The following is a 20,525-nucleotide window of genomic DNA, read 5'->3' as shown; positions in this document are numbered from 1 at the left end:
TTTCAAAACTCGTTCTTTCTTCAGAAAGCTGCGCCGAACCTGAAGAAAGGTTTGAAGTTCTCCCACGTCCATCTACCGTCGAAGTCGTACGCCACACCGAAGCCCATCACACCGAGCAGCGGTATGGCCACGTCGAGCTCAGGTCCAGCGGTGAACTTCAACGAAGGTTGGAACAGGCTTTCACCCGTGCCGCCGACATCGACGAACAGGAGTGCGTACATGGGGAGCGTTTGAGACTTCAGATCGTACCTCACTTCCCCGCTGGCCAGCACGCCAGCCTTCGCCTTCGTGCCATCCACACCTCGCACAGAATCGATGCCGTAGAAAAGGATCGTTTCCTTCGTGGAGCCTTCATAAACGTATTTGTCGAACAGAACCGCACTGCTGAAGAACCTCAGAGCCGCCACGAGCTGATCGTTCCATATCGGCATGAACACGCGTGCATCGAGGCGCATCTTCCAATAGTCTCGGTCCGCCAAAAACCCAAACAGACCAGCTTTTTCCAACCCCATGTAGAGGTACTGTCCGCGCGTCGGGAAGATCGGATCGCTCCTGGTGTCGTAAGAATAATTGCCAGAGACTATGAGTGTGTTTTCCACAAAATCGGTGTAGGTTCTATTCTCGTACGTTACACCACCACCGAAGGCGTGACCTGAGGCTCTGAGCGTGGAGACGTTACCTCCGATCTTGAAAATCTGCTGAGAACTCGTCCATTCATAGCTGAAGAGCGCACCGAGCGTTGCTGGCAGATTGAACGGTTTTCTGATGGAAGCATCGAACTGAACGAGCCTGCTTTCGAATCCCAATTTCAGGGTCGTTGAGAAACTCTCACCGTAACCGAACGGATTGATCGTTGAGAAAGAGAGTTCTCCGAAGAATCCTTCATACCACGGTTTGTCCTTGACCGGGCTCCACGAAATTCCACCGGAGAGGTTGAACTTTTTGTCTTTTTCTTGCACTTCCACAACGATCGTCACATCACGCTTATCCTGGGTGCCGACCGGATACACCCTGACGGCTTCGAAGAACTGCGTCCTGTTCAACGCCGAGGTGGTATCGTAGAAATCTTTCTGCGTGAGAGGTTCTCCAGGTTTGAAAGTCACAAGGTCTTCAACGATGTAGACCTTGGTCCTATCGAAACCTTTGAACTCAACTTTGGCGACGTACTTTTCTACCACGTTGAAACGCAGCACTTTGTTCTCAATCTTTGGTATCACGTAGCACATCGGATAACCCTTTTCTTTGTAGAGATCTATGATGGCCTGCATGGATTTCAAAACATCGACGTTTCTGATCGGCCTGTGCTCCTTCACGTACACCACGTTGCGCAACTGTTGACTGTCGATCAGATCGTTTCCAGAAAATTCGATCTTTTCGTAGACCATGCCGTCCTGCGGGATGAACTTCGGTTGAACCACTTTTATCTTCATGGCTATCGTTTTCTCGCTCACGTTCGGTATATCTATCTTTTCAAAATCTATCGATGTTTCTTTGCCGAAGAACACGTAGTTACCTAGCACGGACAGAACGTCTGAGACGTCCTTCACGGTGGGATAGCAACGCTTGACGTCTTTGACCAAGAACCTCAAGATCGCCGGTGTCGTGTAGAAATCCTTCAACGTGTTGATCTTTATTTGCTTTCGAACCTGCGCGATGTCGAGACCCTCAATTTCCCCTTCGAAATAGATGTCCCAAAGTGCGTAGAGAAAGACGTTGAAATTGTAAATCCCATCCTTGAAATCCCCGTTGATCTCCACCAGAAAGTAACCGGCCTCATCGAACTTTTGTTTCATCGAATTCAACGTTTCCCTCACCTTGGACATGCTGAGTGCTTTGCCCTTCTCCAGCGTCACGGCGCTCGCAAGTTCGGTCATCTTGACCAGCTCAGGACCCACCAGATTGATCTTCCAATCTTTGACGATGGGATTTTCTTGAACGATCAACTGTAGGATGAAACGGCCTTCCGATGCGACCAATTTGGGCTCGAGTGAGGAGAAGTAACCTGTATCGAAGATCTTTTTGGCGATCTCTCTGATCGCTTCATCTTTGAGTTCGATGCCAATGTAATCCTTAACCAACGGGAGCAGTTCTTTTTCCGAAATCGTCACCAAACCGACGAACTTTATGTCGGAAACGACGATGGCAAAAAGAACCACCCCCCAAAGCATCAATGAAATCAGTGTGAGCATCTTTTTCATCTCGATACCTCCCCTTCGAACAAGCTTTTCTCGGTTTGTTCGATCAGCTCATACAAAGCTTTGATCACCACGGGCGATGAGAGATCTGAAAAGATTTCTATCAACTGCGATGTAGACACGCTATAGCATTCATTTTCATAACACCTTTCTACGCACAATTCTACACCTTCCGAAGTACCTGTCAGCAATGTGACGAGACATCCAACGACATCACCGATCTCCTGACAGTCCACGTGCGTCGTGTTGAAACACGCCACGACCTTCGTGCCTTCACCTTTTCGACTTTCCAGCTCCACGTAACCGCCCGTAGCTTCGGCTGCCTGTTTCAAAAACGGAAGCCCAAGGCCAACCCTTCTTATCTTCGGATCGCGCGTGGTGTAAAACGGATCGAAGACCTTTTCGAGTTCCTCTTCGCTCATGCCTACCCCGTCGTCTTCAACGGTGAAACAGAATCTATCCTTCGTTTGAACGATCTTCAGAACGATCCTTCTGGCCTGAGCTTTGAAAGAATTTTGAACTATGTCCATCACGTGGTCCACGATCGTTCTCAATCCCATATGGTCAACACCCTGTCTCTAGTCGGATTGGCCAACAACTCGAGCAGTTCACGCCTGCTCGCTCCGTTCAGATCGAAACGAGTGAACCTGCAACCTATCTCGTCTGGTCTGTGAGCGTCGGAGTTGGTCAGTGGCACGTAACCTGCCTTGAGCGCCGTTTTCCACCCTTCTTTCGTTCTCACTTCCGCGAGTTTCACCCCGTCGTTCTGCGGAAAGATACCGAGTTGATACAACACTCCGAACTGTCTGTCGATGTGTGCGTAGACTGCGATTCCTCCGAATTTCATGATCAGATCGATCAATTCACTCAACCCCAGATTCGAAGCGACGAGCAAGTAATCTTCTTCGAAAGCGACGAACTCATCCCTCTCGTTGACCAAAAGTTGATAACCAAGAGCTTCTGAATCGAACCTCACCTTCGGCAGATGCTTTTTGAAAACTCCATAGAAGCTCTTCACGCTCTCGACGGTTGGAAAGTATCCCAGCACGTGCACTTCCTCCAGTGAAGTCACCTCGATCCCCGGCACCAAAACGGACTCACAAGCCTTTTCGAAAGATTCCAGATTGTCGCAACTGTTGTGATCCGTGATCGAAAAAATTTGAACGTTCCCCTCTTTAGCCTTCGAGCAGACCACCGTCGGTACCATGGTGATCTCCGCACAAGGCGAGAGACAAGAATGCACGTGGAGATCGGCCTTGATCACGGTTCTATTCCCAACCTGTAGAGTTTTCCAACGATCTCGAACGGGCTTTTATCGCTCCTCAGCAGGCAGATGCCTTCAGACTCGGCTTTCTTGACCGTTTCGTTAGAAAAGTTGTGCCCGTTACAGAGCACGATCGCACGTATACCGGCGATCACGGAAACGGCAACGACGTTGACGTGCGATTGCACCGTGACCCAGATGGAATTTGGCTTCGCATGCGCCATCACTTCGCTCAAAAGGTCCCCCACACACCCATACTGCACTTCCATTTCGCAGTCGCCACAGCAAACCTCCAACCCAAGCTCCTCAACGATCTTGGAAATTTTCATTTCTTTCCCTCCCTGTATCTGCGAAATTCCATTTCCACCACGACTCCCGCACCGACCTTGGAGACCACCATCATGTTGTCCGAGCACCTCTTCATGTTCGTGAACCCCATACCCGCACCAAAACCGAGTTCTCGAACGTAATCTGGAGCCGTTGAGTAGCCTTCCTTCATCGCCAACTCCACGTTGTCTATACCTTTTCCAGTGTCCTCCACACGGACGAAGATACTGTCTGGCTTGACGAAACAATAGATCGCACCGGTGCTGCCGCTGTGTATGACCACGTTCGTCTCGGCTTCGTAAGTGGCGATCGCCACCCTTCGGGCCGTTTCAGGATCGACACCTTTAGACAACAAAAATTGCCTCAGTTTCGAAGCACCTATGCCCGCGAGGTTGATATCGTAATAATCTATGGGAAAGAAAAAATCGGCACCGGATTTGTCGAGTCGCTCACCGGTGATCAGAGATTTATCGAAATAGTCTGGACTTTCCAGCACTTCCCTCCTGCGCTCATCGTGCAGATAGACAAGTCCAAGTTTGGCAAGTAAAGCCATCATCACATCGTTCTTGGTGATGATACCCACGACCCTCTCGTTCTCGTCCACCACCGGGAAACGTCCATAGGAGTACTTCTCAAACGTCTCTATGACCTCTTTCAAAGTATCCGTCGTTTTGAGGCAGACGACCTTCTTGGTCATGTGATCTTGAACTTTACCATCTATGTATCCACCTTCGAGCGCCTTTATGATGTCCTCGATGCTGACTATGCCAAGGATCTTTCTGTCCTCGTCCACCACAGGTACACCCGAGATGCGTTTTATTCTGAGGATCTCTTTCACCTGTCTGAGCGTTCTATCTGGTCGCACCGAGATCACGTTTGGATTCATGACCTCAACAACGGGCATGTCGAGAAAAAAACTCTGAACGCGATCGAGGATCTTTTCCATCGTCTCACACTTCCCAGATCGGCTTGAGACCTTTCACGTACAACCTTCCACAGGCTTCGAACATGGACATCTTGGTCGCAGCGAGCACGATACCAGAAGCCTGTGCCATTTCGATCGTTTCTGAAGGCAAAGTTTCCCTCCTGACTATCACCACGGCTTGTATGCCGACCACATCTGCGGTCCTCACGACCTGAGGTGTGCAGAGCCCCGTGATCAGGAGCACCCCAGGTTTGGCGATGGCCAAAACTTCACTCATCAAGTCCGAAGCTGCAACGAGTTCGAACTGGAGTTCCTCGACCTTTTGAACGTTGGCTAAAACCTTGGCTTTCAACTCCTTCAAGATCTCTGAAAGTTTCATTCGACTCACCCCTTCAGCAGATCACCCCTGTACGAATACTTGATGAACGCCTCGTAGGTCCTTGGACAGACAGATTTGAAGATCTGAGCCACGGCGAGTGCGTACTGTTGCATCTCCCACTGTGCGTGAGAATCCGCACGGAGAGAGAGAAAATTCATCAAACTCCTCGCATTGACCGTCCAGATGAACTGTGTGTAGATAGAAACGGGAAGCACCAGTCGGGCGAGTTCCTTCCTCACCCCAGATTCGATCAAACTCTGATAAGCTTCATAGCAGGATCTGTACGTTCTTTCAAAAATCTCAACGGCTTTCTCACCGAGCCTCTCTCTAGCTGGAATGTAGAATTCTTCTCCATATTCAGTGTAGCGACCACTCAGTTCGTTGTAGGAAGCTATCCTGTGCCTCATCCACTGCCTCGCGACGAAGATGGGACATTTGATGTGAAAGGTGAAGACCACGTGTTCAAAAGGTGTTTCATGCCCGCTCTTCAAGAGAAATTCGATCAGTTGCTTGTCTCTCTCTTCGTCCCCGAGTTGAGAGGCATGGCAGATCCTCGCGGCCCTCACCGCCGAAGTGTCATCCCCCATGTGGTCGATCAGTTTCACGAACCCACGATCCAAAACGTCTATGTGCATCCTCACTCCTCCTTGTACTTCGTCACGCACGCGTAAGCGTTGTGTGCGTGGATCGACTCGAGACTCTCCACCTCTACCCTGTACCAAAAGATCCTCTCGTCGGCGTTCAATTTGAGAGCGATCTCTCTAGCCACATCCTCGACGAACCTGGGATTATCGTAAGCGTGCTCGGTGACGTACTTCTCGTCTGGCCTCTTGAGTATAGTATAAATCGGCGAGCTTGCGGATTCTTCCGCGTACTGGATGAGTTCTTCGAACCAGACGAGTTTTTTCGATCTTATGTGTATCCACGCGATCGCTCTCTGGTTGTGTGCCCCACGCTCACTTATCTCTTTCGAACAGGGACACAAAGTCAAAACGGGAACACCGACACTGACCACGAAGTCGTATTTGTCCGAAGTTTTCTGCCCTTCGATCCTACAGGTATAGCTCAAAAAACTTTCTTGATCAGAAACCGGTGCTTTCTTCAGCACAAAGTAAGGGAATTCTATCTCAACCCTCGCGGTGGAAGCCTTCAACTTCATCCTCAGCTCTTCGAGCATCTGCTTGATCAGTTTTGGATCGATCCCCAGCCTGTATTTGTTCAACACCTCGACGAACCTGCTCATGTGTGTCCCACGGAAATGCTCGGGAAGATCCACATACATGTTGATCTTCGCGATGGTATCTTGATAACCACTCGCTTTGTCCATGACCGTTATGGGGTAAGACAGATTCCTTATTCCAACCCTCTGCAGATAAACCTTTCTATTGTCCCTCTGGTTCTGTACGTCCTTCATGTCATTCTCCTCTGTAGGTGACGAACGAATCGGCCGTCTCCCACACTGTCACTTCGTAGAGCCTCCGTTTTTCTGTTCTGAGCACGGGCTGGAGTCGGTCCCAGATCCATCTGGCGATGTTCTCAGCCGTCGGTTGAGGTATGATCTGGTTCAAATACTTGTGATCGAGCAGAGAAAGGACCTTCTCGTTCACTATCTTTTTAAGCTCGACAAAATCGATCACCATACCTTCTTCATCGACGTCGCCAAAGACGGTCACACGCACACGGTAGGTGTGACCGTGCAGATCTTCACATTTACCTTTGTAGCTCTCCAACCTGTGTGCCGCATCGAACGTGAACTCTCTCGATAGGAAGAACACAGCAATCACCTTCTCAGAGCGATCGTTGTGAAGAACATCGCCCCCTGCACCACTACGATCAACGCTCCAGGAGGTACATCCATGTAGAGAGAAAGCAACAACCCAACCACGACGCTGATCGACGATAGAACGGGAGCGAAAAGGAACACCTTCCGATAATCCTTCGCACCGATCGACGCCGTGGCGGCGGGAATGATCAGGAAAGCCGAGACGAGTATCACTCCCACAGTTCGAACACCGATCACCACCGTGATCGCGAGGACCGCCAAGAACAGCTGATAGATCAAATCTATTTTTGGACGCATCAACTTGGTGAAATCTTCATCGAAGGTGAACTGGACGAGCGTGTCTTTGAACAATAGATTGTAAACGATCACTGAAACTGTGACGATGGACAGATAAAACATGTCCGTATCCGTCACGGTGAGGATATCACCGAAGAGGTAAGACATCAAATTTCTCTGTCTCTTCACCAGCGAAAAGAGGATCACACCTATGGCCATGGTGAGGGAAAACAGAACCCCCACCGAGACATCCTCGCTGATGTTCCTGCGAGACAACTTTGCGAGGATGAGCGAGGCAACCACGGCGAGCACGACGGCACTCAAGAAACTCGAAACACCGATCGTCACACCGATCGCCGCGGCAGCGAACGCCACGTGGGCTATGGCATCTCCAAAGAAAGCCATCCTACGGAACACCACATGGACACCCATCAGGGCGGTCGCGACGGCGGTCAACAAACCCGCCAAGAAAGACCTTTGGTAGAGCATTAGAAAATCCATCACGCTTCTTCACCGTGCCTGTGAGTGAGTGGCTTGACGTTGTAACCGTAAAGTTTCACCAAAAAAGAGTCCAAAGGAACCTTTTCGTGCGAGGAGACGTGACAGACCAAAGTTTTGTTTATGCAGAATATTTGATCGCTGAAATCCATGGCGAATCCAACATCGTGTGTCACCATGAGAACGGCCGTACCTTCGTCCACGAGTGATTTGAGCAGTGAGTAAAACTCGTTCTGACTTTCATAGTCTAGGCCCGTGACGGGCTCATCCAAGATCAACAACTTCGGTCGCGAGACTATGGCTCTGGCTATGAGTATCCTCTGTTGTTGTCCACCGCTGAGGGAAGAGAAGCTGGCTTGTGAAAATTCTTGCATGCCAACCTTTCTGAGAGCTTCCAAAACGAACTCTCTTTCACGATCTCTCCGTCGCAAACCCATCCTCACCACGTCGAAGACCTTTATTGGGAAAGATCTGGTGAAACTGGCCCTCTGTGGCAGATAACCAACCACACTGTGACGGAGATAGTCTGAAACGAACTGGCCGAAAATATAAACGTTCCCCTTTGTAGGTTTCAACAATCCAACGATCGTTTTGACCAAAGTGGTCTTACCACCACCGTTCGGTCCAACGATGACGTAGAGGCCTTCCTTGTTCACCGAAAAGCTCACGTTGCTCAACACTTCGTGACCGTTGAGAACAACCGTCACATCTTCGATTCTGAGAAATTCCAAATGTTCTTCCTCCAAGTTCATTTTATCATCAAGAGTTTGTGTAGAATAGAAAAGAGGTGAAAGCGCTTGGAGACGAACAAGCGTCTAGAACAAATCAGAGAAAGGCAGAAGAGACTCGAAGACAACATGAAGCGTATCAAGCACAAGATAGCCATCCTCAGCGGAAAGGGTGGGGTGGGCAAAACAACGGTGGCCGTGAACATGGCCGTCGCCCTCGCAGAGGAAGGCTTCAAGGTGGCCCTGCTCGATCTGGACCTCCACGGACCGAACGTGCCACGCATGCTCGGATTACATGACTCCCCGACCATAAAGAATGGTTTCATCGTACCAGTACGGTATGGACCGAACATGTCGGTACTCTCGATGGGTATACTCGTTGAAGAAGCCCAATCGATCGCGTGGCGTGGCCCGTTGAAACATTCAGCCATACAACAGTTCCTGGCGGACGCACTCTGGGAAGATTTGGATTTCATGATCTTCGATCTTCCACCAGGCACGGGCGATGAGGCCATGAGTCTGATGCAACTTGTGAAGCTCGACGGTGTCGTGCTCGTGACGACCCCCCAGAGAGTTGCGGTCGATGACGTTCTTCGTACCATGCAGTTCGTTCAAGAGATGGGTCAAGAAGTGCTGGGGTTCGTGAACAACATGGCTTATCTGGTTTGCCCACACTGTGGCAACAGGATAGACATCTTCGGTGAGGATGCTTCTACCACGCTTTCAGAGTTGATAGGGTTGGAGTGTCTCGCAACCGTGCCGTTGGAACCTAAACTTGTGAAGATGCTGGATGCGGGCAAGAACGCCATCATGCACATGAGAGGATCCGAAATCGAAAGGGCGTTCAGACAGCTCGTGTCAAGTTTGATCGCGAAAGTTTGGAGGGATGAAAGATAAACGTTCTAGCCATATTTTCGCATTTCGTGACCGATTTCTTCGTATCTTTTCTCAATCCACTCGCTCCGTACTTCATGCAGAGGTTCAGCGTCGGTGTGAAGGGAGTGGCTTTGATAATAACTTCGATCAGCTTCTTCTCTTCTATATTTCAAATCGTTTTTGGAATGATCGCATCGAAATTGGAGAGCTTGAAGCGTGGACTTTTACTGAGCATGTTGCTCACGATAGGATCGATGGGCTTGGTCGGTTTCTCACCGAACCTCAGTGTGTTGATCTTGCTCTTTTTGATAGCTTACTTTGGCAATTCCGCTTTTCATCCCATAGGTGCCGTGATGGCCAGGGGCACCAATCCATACTTCCTTTCGATCTTCGTGGCCGCTGGGACGCTCGGCACTGCGCTCGGACCAGTTTTCATCACACACTTCGTCTCCAGCTACGGGTTCGAAAGGATCTGGATCAGTGCCGTCATCTTCATGATCGTTCTTTCATTCCTGTACGTCAAAGAACCGAGCAGGATCAACAAAGACAGGGTCCAAGGTGAAATGAATTTGAAGGACAACATCCGTGGTTTGAAGAGGATAATCGTGCTGTGGTTCGTCGTCACGGTGAGGACTCTGATCATATCACTCTCGAACACCTACGGTCCCATCATGGCGAGCAAGAACGGTCTACCTTTGGTGTTTGGAGGGTTGCTCCTCACCCTCGGGGTCGGACTGGGTGTCGCCACCACGGTCATAGGCACGTGGATGAGCAACAGATACGGCAACCACATCACGAACCTGGTGAGTTTCACGGGTATGGCGTTGGGTGCTCTGATCCTCTCCCACCCCAAGTCGGCCATCCAGTTGATAGTGGGCTATCTTTTGGTGAACGGCTGTGGCTATTTGACGATGTCGACCAACGTCGCACACGCCCAACAGTTGATGCCGGAGAACGCAGCCTTGGCTTCCTCTACGGTCATGGGGTTCGCGTGGGCCTGCGGTGTGGCTCTGAGGTACGTGGTGATACTGCCATTCGGTGAAAACATCTCGGCGCAACTTCTCTTGTTGTTCGCAGTCTCACTGGCCATGGTACCGATATCGGCGATGAAGATCGAAAAGAGTCATCGACACGCCCACAGGGGTGGTGAGGCTTGAGAGAAAGAAACCTCGCCATGTATTACACCTTGATCTACGCAACGGTGTTGACTTTCCTTTGGATCATTTTCAAACCGTTCTTTCAGATATGTCTGTTCAGCTTCATCCTGGTGATGGTGATCGACGCCGTTGCGAGCTTGCTCACAAGGTTTTTCAAACTCAAGCGCAAAAAACTCGCCACCACAATGGCCATGTTGTTGTTTTTCTCCATCCTGAGTTGGAGCTCGGTGGAAGTGGTACCGAAGGCGTTCACGCAGATTGCAGATTTTTACAGTCTTTTGGCGAAGGTGATCCGTGAGAAAGCTTGGCAACCGTACCTTACGAACCAAGAAGGTTTACTCCAACTGCTCAACGATCTGGCCGATTCCCTCGTTCCATACATCGACAATCTGGCAGGATTCATCCTGAAATGGTTTGCAGGCACCATACCGAACTTCATAGTCGTCACATTCTTCACCATTCTGTGTGGGATCTACGCTTCTTTCTACGCCGGTTCGATATTCCAGTTCATTCCAAAACTCTATCCCATCAGGTGTAGGGACATCGCTGAAGAATTTTTGAACGATCTGAAAATCAGCATGAGAAAATTCATAGGGGTTTTGGCTCTGAACGCCACGATAGTCGGTTTGGGTTTCGGTCTGCTCTTCACCTTTCTCAGCAGTCGCTACGCACCGCTCATAGGGCTTTGGGCTTTCATCACGAACTTCATCCCCATCGTTGGAGTACCCATCGAACTCATACCGATCTTGCTGTTTTCGATCACGCTCGGACTGGACAAACTGCTGTGGGTGTTCATCTTCGCCTGTGCAATACATCTGTTCGTTTTCATACTGTTCTTCGAGGTCACGAAGAGCACGATGCGGGTCAATCCAGTTCTGATGATCATTTCGATCGTGCTCGGTGGTATGATCTTTGGTTTCGCTGGGGTTTTCATAGGTGCGCCCATGGCTGCGTTCGCCACGATATTCTACAGACATTTCTTGCAGCCAAGATTCGAAAGCCATGAATGGTAGGAAAATTCTGCTCATTTTCCTTTCAGTCATCTTGACATCGCTGATCGCGGCAAGTTTCGAAGAGCTCGAAAAGAGCTGGCTCGAGCTCATAGACAGGATAGTCCGTGAACCTGGTTCGGATCAGTTGATAGCTCTGGGAAAAAGGATCGCTGCGAAAAGAAGGCTTGCCGAGATCGAGGTGTTGAGAGAGGCTGTCCTCGATGAAAATTTTGAAAAGTTCATCGCCAAGCTCACCGAAGCGAACGAAGTCAGGGAAGATCTCTTCGACGAGTGCTTGGTGCTGTTCCCAAATTTGAAAGACGAGATCGCGGCGTTCGAAAAAGGTGATTTCACCAAGCTTGGAACGGTTTGTCCACTCTGGAAGGTTGGCTATAAACCCAAACTGCCTCAAGATCTTGGAAGTTGGTTCGTCAGAGCCTTTTTGAAAGATCCATTTTTGCTCGATTGGAACTTCGTCTTTTTCTTGAAGAACGCCGTGAACAAAGAAGTGGTTGCCAAACGGATCAGAGAAGAGTGCGAAAAGTTGAAAAACGAAGAAGACAGTTACCCCGCACTGTACAGACTCGTGAGCCTTGCAAAACAGTTGGACGGGGTTTCCTCAAAACTCGAAAGCGAATTGAGCACGTACATGGAACTTTTGACGCACTTACAACGTCTTGCGAACGAAAACGTTTCGAAAGAAGAGCTCAACGAGATATCACAACGGCTCAACGGCCTAACTTTGAGAAAGGACAATCTCAAAAGTATGTTGATGCACGTGGCGGAGAGAACGGGCACGAAGCAAGTTTTGAAAGACACAACCAAGAAGAATTTGAGCGAAAAGATTTCGAAAAACCAGCTTTTATTTATCTTTCCCGCACTCGCTCTGCTGATCATCTTCCTTCTGCCCAGAAAATTGAAGATCAAACTGTTCACTTTCCTGAGGGCGTACAAACTAGCGATAAAAATCTGTCAAAAGGAGCTGAAGATAGAACCAACGAACATCGAACTGAGAACACAACTTGCGATGTTGTACGAACGCACAGGTGAAATGGAACGAGCCTTTCAAGAGTACAAAATCGTGCGCGATCTGTCGAGGATGATCAAGAAAGATCAGACTCGCTCACGTGCCTGACGCGCGAAGAAACCTTCAGTGCCGTCTTTTCCCAAACACCAGAAAGATAGAAAAAGAGCTTCAAAACACTCCTGAAGGACATATCGCTCATCATGCCGAGCCAAGCACCCAACAAACCCAGCTTCAGCTTGGTCACGAGGACGTAGGCCAAAGGCAGTCTTATGGCCCACATGGAAAAGGCCAGAACGATCATGCTGAAGGTCGTGTTACCAGTCGCTCTGAGCACCCCGTTCATGCTCGATTCCAAGGCAAGAAAAATCTGAAAAAGTCCAACCAAACGCACAGGTATCTTGGCGAGCTCAACGATTTCCGTTTGGTTGGTGAACAACCTTATCATGGGCTGTGGAAAAAGAAAGATCAACACACCGGCCGAGACTTGGATCAGGGCGGCGAGTGCGAAACCCTGTTTAGCCACGGCTGCAACCTTATCGAGATCTCTCCTGCCGTTGTACTGACCAGCGAGCGTCGTCACCGCAACCGAAATACCCCAGCCTGGCATGAAGGACAGAGATTCGATGTTTATACCTATCCTATGACCAGCGTAAGCCATCGGCCCAGATCTGAGCAGTATGCTCGCAAAGACCAACAAACCCGCAGAGAACATGAAGTTTTCACCGGCTGCAGGAAGTCCAACCGAAACTATGTCTTTCAAGGTGGCCAATTCAGGCTTGATGGCTTTCTTCAAATCCTCGTTCAGATAGGGATTCTTCAAAATCGCCAGCAGCATCACGATCACACCGACGAAGCGTGAGATGACGGTCGCTAAGGCGGCACCGAAGACTTCCCACCTTGGAAATCCAAATTTACCGTATATCATCGCATAGTCTAAAAACACGTTGAGCAGGTTCGCGATCCCAGTTGCGAGCATGGGCGTCTTCGTATCTCCCGAACCTCTCAAGGCTGCGCCCAACACGGCCATCAAAGATAGGCTCGACATGCCGAGCAGGATGGTTCTCAGATACTGTGAGGCGTACCGAAGAACGGTCTCATCCACACTACCGAAGATCTTCAAAAATCTTTCAGAGAAGATCGATAGAAACATCAAAAAGAAAGCCCAAAACAAGCACAGTTGAATCCCATTCCAAAGCGAGCTACTCGCTTTGTGCCTGTTTCCCACACCCGTGGCGTTCGAAACGATCACGTTGACACCCACGGAAGAAGCCACGATGATGACTTGGAAAACGAAGATCAGCTGGTTCGCCAGTCCAGCCCCGCTCATGGCCTGCCAAGAAAGATGACCCAGAAAGGCGGTATCGACCATGCCGAAGAGCATCTGCAGAGAGTTTTCCGCCATGGAAGGCAACGCGAGTTTCAAAAGGTTCCTCGAGATGTTTTTCAGCTCTTTTTCTTCCACAGAAACCTTCAACAGAGAATACTTCACCCACACCACCCAGATACATTCTTAACAGAAATCGGTTGTCAAAATTGGTTCGCACAAGTAACTTTTTGACGATGGAGTTTTGGTATACTGGTTTCATGCCATGGGTGGTTATTACAGTCTGAAAGATCAGACGTTGAAACTGAAAGTCGATATAGATGCCAACCGAGTGCTCGTGGTCAACACGGGGGCAGAGGATGTGTTCACCAAATTTTTGTCAGAGAAAGCCGTCTTCGTGACGGTAGAGGAAGAATTCATGAAGATGGCCGACACGAAATCCATCAGGTTACTCATGAACCCTGTGAAACTCACCTTCGCTCCAGAAAGTTTCGATGCTGCGATCTTGTTCTTCACGTTCTTCTACCTACCAAAACACGAAGCGATCATTGAAAACGTCAATCGCGTTCTGAAAAAGTGGGGAAAACTCTTCATCTGGGACGTTTCCATACCTAAAAAGATGGCACACAAAAGCTTCTTCGTAGTCCCACTCTTGATCGACACCGGCCAAGAGCTCATCAGAACGGTTCACATCACCAAATGGAGACGGGAACAACCGGTAGGTTTGGTGAAGAAAATAACCAGAGAAAGGGGATTCAAAGTCGTAAAAGAAGAAATCTACGATCAAATCTTCTACCTTGAACTTTTAAAGATCGCACCAGCGAAGCAACATTCGCTTTGAGTTCACATGGACGCTAGTTTCACCAGATTGTTCACCGTTTCTTCGAAGGTGGGCTTTTCTGAGATGTCCTGCTTCAAAAATCCATCTATCAATCCCTTCATTTTTATGGCTTTGTCGATCAACGGGTTCGAACCGATCTTGTAAGCACCCACGTCGATGAGATCTTTTGCCTCTTGGTAAGCCGCCATCAAACTCCTCAGCGTTCTGCTCGCTTTCAAATGTTCCTCGCTCACCACGTCGATCATCAACCTGCTGATGCTCGCCAAGACGTCTATGGCTGGGTAGTGGTTGAGTTCGGCGAGCCGTCTCGAAAGCATGATGTGGCCATCGACGATGCTCCTCACAGTGTCGGATATCGGCTCGTTGAAATCGTCCGCCTCGACCAAGACGGTGTACACACCCGTGATGCTTCCCTTGTCCGAATTTCCGGCCCTTTCGAGGATGCTCGGCAAACCAGCGAAGACGCTGGGTGGATATCCCCTCGCAGTGGGAGGCTCACCTATCGCAAGGCCTATCTCCCTTTGAGCCATCGCCCAGCGTGTGAGTGAATCGACCATCAGCAGAACGTTGTAGCCGAGGTCTCTGAAGAACTCGGCGATGCTCGTGGCGGTGTACAGAGCCTTGACCCTCAGCAGTGCAGGTTGGTCGGATGTGGACACGACGACCACGGATCTTTTCAATCCTTCCCCCAAATCTTTCTCTATGAACTCTCTGACTTCCCTACCGCGTTCTCCCACCAAAGCGATGACGTTCACATCCGCAACGGTGTTTCTGGCTATCATACCGAGCAGAGTACTTTTTCCAACGCCACTACCGGCGAAGATACCTATCCTCTGGCCCTTACCCACCGTGATGAAACCATCGATCGCGCGCACACCCACAGGCAATGGTTCTGAGATGCGTGTTCTCCTCAGCGGATTTGGAGCTTGATTGATCAGAGGATACCTTTTGGTGGTCACTAAAGGCTTACCATCGATGGGACGTCCCAGTCCATCCAACACCCTGCCGAGCATGTCCTCACCGACGGCGACGTCGAGCAACCTTCCCGTTCCGAAGACTAAAGTTCCGTGTTTCGCTCCAGAGATGTTCTCCAAAGGCATCAAGAGCACTCTGCCGTCTTTGAACCCGACGACCTCACAGAGCGCCCTCTTGGAATCCAAATCCACCTCACACACTTCGCCCAGAAAAGCGTCTGGCCCGACCGATTCAACGGTCAAGCCAACGATCCTGGTGATCTTTCCGTTGTACTTTGGAAAATCGAGAGCTTGGAGCTTCTCTTTGAACCTTTTGAGCAGTTCAGTTGGTTCTGGCAGATCCGAAGACCTCCTCGATCAGTTTTTCCACCAACATCGTGGCAGCCCTCTTCGTCCCATCCAGAACACCAAGGTCCGTTTCCACGAGTACCTCGCCTGGCTTCAAAGTTGTCGATTTGACCACATCGAAGCCCAGTTCCTCACACTGTTTAACGATCTCTGGAAAGTTCTCCGCATCCTGCTGGCTCATGAAAACTTTCGCACGCTTGAGTTCTGAAAGTTTGCTGAACAACTTTTTCATCTTTTCAGAGAAGTCAGTTTCATCGAGGTATCTGAAGGTGAGTTTCTCTATCAAGATCCTCAGCGCGTCTATCAATTGATCGGAGATCTCTTGTTTTTTCTTTTCCAACTGCCTTTCGAAGTTCGACACGAGCACGTTCAATCTCTGTGAAACTTCCTGCGATCTTTTTTTGATCTGTTGCCTTTCAATCTCGATCTCTTGGAGTACCTTCTGCTGTTTTTCTCTAGCTTCCATGAGGATCTTCTCAGCTTCCCTTTTCGCCTCTTCCACGATCTCTTGCGCCTTTTTTTCGGCCTTCTGAAGAATTTCTGTAGGATCGAACGAACGTTCGTTTTCTGGCTGAGTTTCTTTCCGTCCACCTACGATGCAAGGAGCATCTATGAAAAGCTGCTTCTTTTTTATGATCATGTGATCAGCTCCTCACCGCCACCACGTGCGATGATGATCTCGCCAGCCTCTTCGAGTCTCCTAACAACGTTGATGATCTTCTGCTGGGCTTCCTCGACGTCTTTGAGCCGTACAGGACCCATGTACTCAAGTTCGTCCTGTAACAACTGTGCCGCCCTCTTGGAGATGTTCTTGAAGATCTTCTGCTTCACTTCTTCCGAAGCTCCCTTCAGAGCGAGGGCCAAATCCCTGGTTTCGATCTCTCTGAGGATTATCTGTACAGATCTGTCGTCGAGTTTCACAAGGTCCTCGAAGACGAACATCCTTCTTCTTATCTCCTCGGCCAACTCGGGTGAATCGTACGAGAGTTTCTCCATGATCTTCTTCTCTGAAGATCTGTCTATACTGTTCATGATCTCCGCCGCGGTGTCGACGCCACCCACTTGACTGAAAGTCTGCATCACGAAGCCTGAAAGCTTACGCTCAAGGTTCCTCTCGATGTCCCTTATCACGTCGGGTGAAGTGCGTTCGAGTAAAGCGATCCTCTTGACTACTTCCACCTGTAGATCTTCCGGCAGGGCCGATAGGATCTTACCTGCAAGCTGTGGTTCAAGATAGCTCAGTATCACGGCAACCGTTTGAGGATGTTCGCTCTGCAGAAAGTTAACAAGTTGCAGAGGATCTGCTTGGCGCAAGAAATCGAACGGCTTGACTTGCAAGTTCGAAACCAACCGCTCGATGATCCTCATGGCCTTCTCTGGGCCGAAGGCTTTCTGCAGAACTTCTTTTGCGTACTCTATACCACCTTGAGTGATTATCTCTCGTGCACGCGCTATCTCTTGAAATTCGCTCAAAACTTGCTTTTTTTCTTCGTCTGTGACCTTACCGATGTTCGCTATCTCTATCGTGAGTTGTTCCACATCCGACTCATCCAAATGTTTCAAAACGGAGGCCGCCTTCTCGGGACCTAGCATGACCAAGAGGACCGCAGCTTTCCTCTTGCCTGTGAGTTGTTTTTTCTCTGGCATATCATGTCCCTCTCTCCACGAGCCACAGTTTTATGATGCTCGCCACTTCTTCTGGATCTTGCCTGTACACCTTTTCTAGATTCTCCTTCAACTCCTGCAAGGCTTTCTCCTCAGGGGAAAGTGGAACTTCTTTCACCTTTTGCTCTTCAAGCATGCGTTTCAACTCTTCTTCTATCTTCAACTTTCTCGCCTCGATCGCTTTTCTTGCTTTCACACGTTTGATCTGCAGTAAGATCAGATACACCAACAAGAACGCCAAACCTGCCAACAGCGTGAAGCCCACCATCATGGTGATGTACCTTCTTCGCCGCAAAAGCTCCATTTGACTTCGCTTGAGCTCTTCTTCGAAACTCTTATCGAACGGGAGGAACGCGACGGAAACCGACAGACTCTGTTCAGAGGAACTCGCTCCGATACCTTTTTCAACGAGGTCGGAAACGATCCTCGCCCATCTGTTCATCTCACCCTCGCTGAAACCGTTGAAAACCGTGGATGAAGCATCGATGATCACAGAAAGCGATACGGATCTGATCTCGCCTTCCTTGTTCTGCACCAGGTTCTCCACCACGGAGCTGAGCTCATAGTTCGTGATCGTCCTGGTCCTCTCATAGGTGGATGTACCTTGTGGGGTGAGACTGGGATAAGTCGGTGGGATGTTCGCTTCCGTTCCGACCGGTCCACCCGTCGGTGGTAGGTTGATACTCTTTTCGCTCTCTTGCTCTTGGCTTCTGATCAAGCCGCCCTGTCTACCGATGGGTTCGAACTTGGTGATCTTCCTCTCTACCTTCTCCCAGTCGAGCTTGACATCCGGTATCACTTCGACCCTTCCAACTCCGAAGACCGTCTCGAGCGTTTGTTTGACCTTCTTCGCGTAGTAACTTTCGAGATTGATCTTCAGCTCCGTTCTATCGGCCGCGGTGATCATCTCCGTGGATGTGACGACCCTGTCGCTCAACACACGGGAATACTGATCTATCACACGGACGTTTTCGAGCTTCAGTCCCTCAACGGCTCCCGCCACCAGTTGCATGATTCCCTTTATTTGATTTTGGCTCAGATCTTTTCCAGGTTCCAAGACCACCAGCACCGACGCCCTAGGTTCGGCCATCTCGCCCCTCACGTAGTACGTGTACTTGGGAAGCGTCAAATGCACGCGTGCGCTCTTCACACCAGTGATCGTCATGATGCTCCTTTCGAGCTCTCCTTGGAGAGCTATCTGGTAGCGCACCTGCCTGTCGAAGCTCGTGGCACCCAAACTCTGCTGATCGAGTATTTCGAAGCCTCTGGTCATGGGACCCAAAACACCGGCCGAAGCGAGTCTCATGCGCAGTTCATAAACGTTGTACTTCTTGGAGACCAAAATCCTTCCAGGTTCCACCTTGTACTTGACACCCATCGCGTCGAGCTGTTGTACGATGTATCCGGCCTGTTCTTCGGACAAGCCACTCACCAAAGGCACATAACCGGGTGCAGCGAGTACGATGGCCATGACCAAGAGAACGACTATTATGGATGCGATCGTTCCACCGAACAGGATCTTACTCGCCGTTGGCAGGCTTTTCCACCTATCGAGGAGTTTGGTGAAAAACTCCCTAACCCTCCTGAGAAACTCCAGAAGGATCACTCCTGTAAGCATATTTTATCATCTTCGAGTCCATTTGGTTCCGAAACAGAGTTGTAATGATGCCCTGCCACAAGAATGTTTAGAATCTTTCGTGTAAAATCGAATTGGAGTGAGTGCGTTGGACTGGACGATGAGTGTGGAAGAAGTTCTACTGAAACGAAGGATAATCTTGCGCGGTGTCTTCGAGTCAGAGTACATAGATGCTCCAACGGCACGTTGCAGAGTCGTCGAACCGATACAGGTCAAGATCGTCGCCGTCGCCGCCCGAGATGGCATAGCGGTCGGTGGGTACGCAAGAACGGTCATAGAACATCCGTGTGATAGATGTTTGAAACCAGTTTTGCTGAAAATCAGCGGGACCGTTGAGGCTCTCTACAAACCCATCAGCGAAATGCCCACGACGGAAGAAGAAGAGTTGAAGTCGCTCCGGAACGTGTTATACTACACTTCGGACCGGATAGATCTCACCGATAGGATAATCGAGGCCATCGTCGTGGAAGTGCCCATGAAGGTTCTGTGCAGTGAAGAATGCAAAGGATTGTGCCCACACTGTGGAGCGGACCTGAACGAAGAGAAAAACCACAAGTGTGTGAAGTTTGACTTCGATCCGAGGTGGAAAAAACTGCTCTTGGTGAAGCAGGATTTGACGAAGGAGGGCTGAGCTGTGGCGAACCCGAAACATAAAAGATCGAGATCGAGAACCCATGCAAAGAGGGCAAAGACTTACAGGGCGATAAGCGTACCTGTATCCAAGTGTCCGAACTGTGGTCAACCCAAGTTGCCCCACAGAGTTTGCCTGTATTGTGGCTATTACAACGGTAGACAGATCTTGGAAGTAGCGGAGTGAGGCATGCCAAAGATAGGTCTCGACGTCATGGGAGGAGACAAGGCACCCGTTGAGATCGTTGAGGGTGCCAAGCTGTTCATCGCTGAAAGAAAGTGCGATCTGGTTCTGATCGGAACGAAACAAGCTTTGGAGAAGATAGAAAGCGTCGAAAGAGTGGAAGTGGACGACTTCCTCCCGATGGACGTCAAACCCACGGAAGTTCTGCGCAGAAAAAATTCCTCCATGTTCGTGGGTTTACAGCTTTTAAAAGAAAAGAAGATCGATGCCTTCGTGAGCGCCGGAAACACTGGCGCTCTTTTCGCTGGTGCGACGTTCATACTTGGAAGGATCAACAACGTGGACAGACCGGCGCTGGCCGTCCCCGTCCCATCGCTCAAAGATTTCACGATACTCATAGATGCAGGTGCGAACGTGCGCGTGAGGGCGGAACATTTGCTCGACTTCGCGATCATGGGGTTGGCGTACGCCAAGATTTTGGGAAAGCATCAGCCAA

General features: G+C 49.8%; 24 protein-coding genes. 8 read left to right on the top strand and 16 right to left on the bottom strand.

Annotated elements, in window-relative coordinates; all coding sequences use genetic code 11:
* Positions 1 to 20: 20 nt before the first annotated feature.
* From NZ875_08780 to NZ875_08730, 11 genes are read right to left on the bottom strand one after another with little or no spacing between them, the layout of a single operon-like run.
* The gene (locus NZ875_08780) at positions 21 to 2,198 is read right to left on the bottom strand and encodes a BamA/TamA family outer membrane protein (GenBank protein ID MCS7175829.1); all 2,178 of its coding nucleotides are present in this window, start codon (positions 2,196 to 2,198) and stop codon (positions 21 to 23) included.
* Positions 2,195 to 2,755: an ATP-binding protein gene (locus NZ875_08775; GenBank protein MCS7175828.1), complete on the bottom strand. Its 561-nt coding sequence runs from the start codon at positions 2,753 to 2,755 to the stop codon at positions 2,195 to 2,197. Before NZ875_08775 ends, NZ875_08780 begins: the two co-directional genes overlap by 4 nt.
* Entirely contained in the window at positions 2,746 to 3,459 is a 714-nt protein-coding gene (locus tag NZ875_08770) for a phosphotransferase (GenBank protein MCS7175827.1), read from the bottom strand. The genes NZ875_08775 and NZ875_08770 overlap by 10 nt, the downstream gene beginning before the upstream one ends.
* Entirely contained in the window at positions 3,456 to 3,788 is a 333-nt protein-coding gene (locus tag NZ875_08765; protein MCS7175826.1) for an iron-sulfur binding hydrogenase, read from the bottom strand. The genes NZ875_08770 and NZ875_08765 overlap by 4 nt, the downstream gene beginning before the upstream one ends.
* Complete coding sequence (locus NZ875_08760; GenBank protein ID MCS7175825.1) at positions 3,785 to 4,732, bottom strand: CBS domain-containing protein; 948 nt, start codon at positions 4,730 to 4,732, stop codon at positions 3,785 to 3,787. Before NZ875_08760 ends, NZ875_08765 begins: the two co-directional genes overlap by 4 nt.
* A 4-nt stretch (positions 4,733 to 4,736) precedes the next feature.
* Positions 4,737 to 5,090 (bottom strand): hypothetical protein, encoded by a 354-nt coding sequence (locus NZ875_08755; protein ID MCS7175824.1) that lies wholly within the window; start codon positions 5,088 to 5,090, stop codon positions 4,737 to 4,739.
* A 5-nt stretch (positions 5,091 to 5,095) separates the two neighbouring features.
* The gene (gene thyX / locus NZ875_08750; protein MCS7175823.1) at positions 5,096 to 5,725 is read right to left on the bottom strand and encodes an FAD-dependent thymidylate synthase; all 630 of its coding nucleotides are present in this window, start codon (positions 5,723 to 5,725) and stop codon (positions 5,096 to 5,098) included.
* A 2-nt stretch (positions 5,726 to 5,727) separates the two neighbouring features.
* Positions 5,728 to 6,504 (bottom strand): GTP cyclohydrolase FolE2, encoded by a 777-nt coding sequence (folE2, locus tag NZ875_08745; GenBank protein ID MCS7175822.1) that lies wholly within the window; start codon positions 6,502 to 6,504, stop codon positions 5,728 to 5,730.
* 1 nt (position 6,505) lies between these two features.
* Positions 6,506 to 6,865, bottom strand: a complete 360-nt coding sequence (gene queD, locus NZ875_08740; GenBank protein ID MCS7175821.1) for a 6-carboxytetrahydropterin synthase QueD — start codon at positions 6,863 to 6,865, stop codon at positions 6,506 to 6,508.
* A gap of 5 nt (positions 6,866 to 6,870) precedes the next feature.
* Positions 6,871 to 7,650: a metal ABC transporter permease gene (locus NZ875_08735; GenBank protein ID MCS7175820.1), complete on the bottom strand. Its 780-nt coding sequence runs from the start codon at positions 7,648 to 7,650 to the stop codon at positions 6,871 to 6,873.
* Positions 7,650 to 8,399, bottom strand: coding sequence for a metal ABC transporter ATP-binding protein (locus tag NZ875_08730; GenBank protein MCS7175819.1), 750 nt, complete (start codon positions 8,397 to 8,399; stop codon positions 7,650 to 7,652). The genes NZ875_08735 and NZ875_08730 overlap by 1 nt, the downstream gene beginning before the upstream one ends.
* A 45-nt stretch (positions 8,400 to 8,444) precedes the next feature.
* Between NZ875_08730 and NZ875_08725 the strand changes: the two genes are divergently transcribed.
* Genes NZ875_08725 through NZ875_08710 form a run of 4 tightly spaced genes read left to right on the top strand, consistent with a single transcriptional unit; the run spans position 8,445 to position 12,535 of the window.
* Positions 8,445 to 9,272, top strand: a complete 828-nt coding sequence (locus NZ875_08725; GenBank protein ID MCS7175818.1) for an Mrp/NBP35 family ATP-binding protein — start codon at positions 8,445 to 8,447, stop codon at positions 9,270 to 9,272.
* Positions 9,273 to 9,283: 11 nt separating this feature from the next.
* Complete coding sequence (locus NZ875_08720; GenBank protein MCS7175817.1) at positions 9,284 to 10,408, top strand: MFS transporter; 1,125 nt, start codon at positions 9,284 to 9,286, stop codon at positions 10,406 to 10,408.
* Positions 10,405 to 11,421: an AI-2E family transporter gene (locus NZ875_08715; protein ID MCS7175816.1), complete on the top strand. Its 1,017-nt coding sequence runs from the start codon at positions 10,405 to 10,407 to the stop codon at positions 11,419 to 11,421. Before NZ875_08720 ends, NZ875_08715 begins: the two co-directional genes overlap by 4 nt.
* Positions 11,411 to 12,535: a hypothetical protein gene (locus NZ875_08710; protein MCS7175815.1), complete on the top strand. Its 1,125-nt coding sequence runs from the start codon at positions 11,411 to 11,413 to the stop codon at positions 12,533 to 12,535. Before NZ875_08715 ends, NZ875_08710 begins: the two co-directional genes overlap by 11 nt.
* Here the strand turns inward: NZ875_08710 and NZ875_08705 are convergent.
* The gene (locus NZ875_08705) at positions 12,504 to 13,916 is read right to left on the bottom strand and encodes an MATE family efflux transporter (protein ID MCS7175814.1); all 1,413 of its coding nucleotides are present in this window, start codon (positions 13,914 to 13,916) and stop codon (positions 12,504 to 12,506) included. The genes NZ875_08710 and NZ875_08705 overlap by 32 nt on opposite strands.
* Positions 13,917 to 13,995: 79 nt before the next feature.
* Between NZ875_08705 and NZ875_08700 the strand changes: the two genes are divergently transcribed.
* Positions 13,996 to 14,592 (top strand): class I SAM-dependent methyltransferase, encoded by a 597-nt coding sequence (locus NZ875_08700; GenBank protein MCS7175813.1) that lies wholly within the window; start codon positions 13,996 to 13,998, stop codon positions 14,590 to 14,592.
* A gap of 2 nt (positions 14,593 to 14,594) precedes the next feature.
* On the opposite strand, the gene fliI is transcribed toward NZ875_08700, so the two are convergent.
* From fliI to fliF, 4 genes are read right to left on the bottom strand one after another with little or no spacing between them, the layout of a single operon-like run.
* Positions 14,595 to 15,887, bottom strand: a complete 1,293-nt coding sequence (fliI, locus tag NZ875_08695) for a flagellar protein export ATPase FliI (GenBank protein ID MCS7175812.1) — start codon at positions 15,885 to 15,887, stop codon at positions 14,595 to 14,597.
* A 1-nt stretch (position 15,888) separates the two neighbouring features.
* Complete coding sequence (locus NZ875_08690) at positions 15,889 to 16,554, bottom strand: FliH/SctL family protein (GenBank protein ID MCS7175811.1); 666 nt, start codon at positions 16,552 to 16,554, stop codon at positions 15,889 to 15,891.
* Positions 16,551 to 17,561 carry a flagellar motor switch protein FliG gene (gene fliG, locus NZ875_08685; GenBank protein MCS7175810.1) on the bottom strand — a complete coding sequence of 337 codons (1,011 nt, stop codon included), beginning with the start codon at positions 17,559 to 17,561 and terminating at the stop codon, positions 16,551 to 16,553. Before fliG ends, NZ875_08690 begins: the two co-directional genes overlap by 4 nt.
* Position 17,562: 1 nt before the next feature.
* The gene (gene fliF / locus NZ875_08680) at positions 17,563 to 19,197 is read right to left on the bottom strand and encodes a flagellar basal-body MS-ring/collar protein FliF (GenBank protein ID MCS7175809.1); all 1,635 of its coding nucleotides are present in this window, start codon (positions 19,195 to 19,197) and stop codon (positions 17,563 to 17,565) included.
* Between the two features lie 97 nt (positions 19,198 to 19,294).
* Between fliF and NZ875_08675 the strand changes: the two genes are divergently transcribed.
* The 3 genes from NZ875_08675 to NZ875_08665 all read left to right on the top strand — a co-directional run.
* Positions 19,295 to 19,846: a DUF177 domain-containing protein gene (locus tag NZ875_08675; protein ID MCS7175808.1), complete on the top strand. Its 552-nt coding sequence runs from the start codon at positions 19,295 to 19,297 to the stop codon at positions 19,844 to 19,846.
* Between the two features lie 3 nt (positions 19,847 to 19,849).
* Positions 19,850 to 20,032, top strand: a complete 183-nt coding sequence (rpmF, locus tag NZ875_08670; protein MCS7175807.1) for a 50S ribosomal protein L32 — start codon at positions 19,850 to 19,852, stop codon at positions 20,030 to 20,032.
* A 3-nt stretch (positions 20,033 to 20,035) separates the two neighbouring features.
* Positions 20,036 to 20,525: phosphate acyltransferase (locus tag NZ875_08665; protein MCS7175806.1), on the top strand; the 490-nt coding region annotated here is incomplete at its 3' end.

The sequence above is a fragment of the Pseudothermotoga sp. genome, from assembly GCA_025060105.1.
Taxonomy (GTDB): domain Bacteria; phylum Thermotogota; class Thermotogae; order Thermotogales; family DSM-5069; genus Pseudothermotoga_A.
The sequence above is the reverse complement of the archived record's forward strand: the minus strand, read 5'-3'. Positions and strand labels throughout refer to the sequence as shown.

Coding starts and splice junctions, on each gene's coding strand:
- NZ875_08735 (MCS7175820.1), bottom strand. CDS start 7,650: ATGGATTTTCTAATGCTCTACCAAAGGTCTTTCTTGGCGGGTTTGTTG.
- NZ875_08760 (MCS7175825.1), bottom strand. CDS start 4,732: ATGGAAAAGATCCTCGATCGCGTTCAGAGTTTTTTTCTCGACATGCCC.
- fliG (MCS7175810.1), bottom strand. CDS start 17,561: ATGCCAGAGAAAAAACAACTCACAGGCAAGAGGAAAGCTGCGGTCCTC.
- NZ875_08775 (MCS7175828.1), bottom strand. CDS start 2,755: ATGGGATTGAGAACGATCGTGGACCACGTGATGGACATAGTTCAAAAT.
- NZ875_08710 (MCS7175815.1), top strand. CDS start 11,411: ATGAATGGTAGGAAAATTCTGCTCATTTTCCTTTCAGTCATCTTGACA.
- NZ875_08765 (MCS7175826.1), bottom strand. CDS start 3,788: ATGAAAATTTCCAAGATCGTTGAGGAGCTTGGGTTGGAGGTTTGCTGT.
- fliF (MCS7175809.1), bottom strand. CDS start 19,197: ATGCTTACAGGAGTGATCCTTCTGGAGTTTCTCAGGAGGGTTAGGGAG.
- NZ875_08780 (MCS7175829.1), bottom strand. CDS start 2,198: ATGAAAAAGATGCTCACACTGATTTCATTGATGCTTTGGGGGGTGGTT.
- NZ875_08690 (MCS7175811.1), bottom strand. CDS start 16,554: ATGATCATAAAAAAGAAGCAGCTTTTCATAGATGCTCCTTGCATCGTA.
- folE2 (MCS7175822.1), bottom strand. CDS start 6,504: ATGAAGGACGTACAGAACCAGAGGGACAATAGAAAGGTTTATCTGCAG.
- thyX (MCS7175823.1), bottom strand. CDS start 5,725: ATGCACATAGACGTTTTGGATCGTGGGTTCGTGAAACTGATCGACCAC.
- NZ875_08730 (MCS7175819.1), bottom strand. CDS start 8,399: ATGAACTTGGAGGAAGAACATTTGGAATTTCTCAGAATCGAAGATGTG.
- NZ875_08755 (MCS7175824.1), bottom strand. CDS start 5,090: ATGAAACTTTCAGAGATCTTGAAGGAGTTGAAAGCCAAGGTTTTAGCC.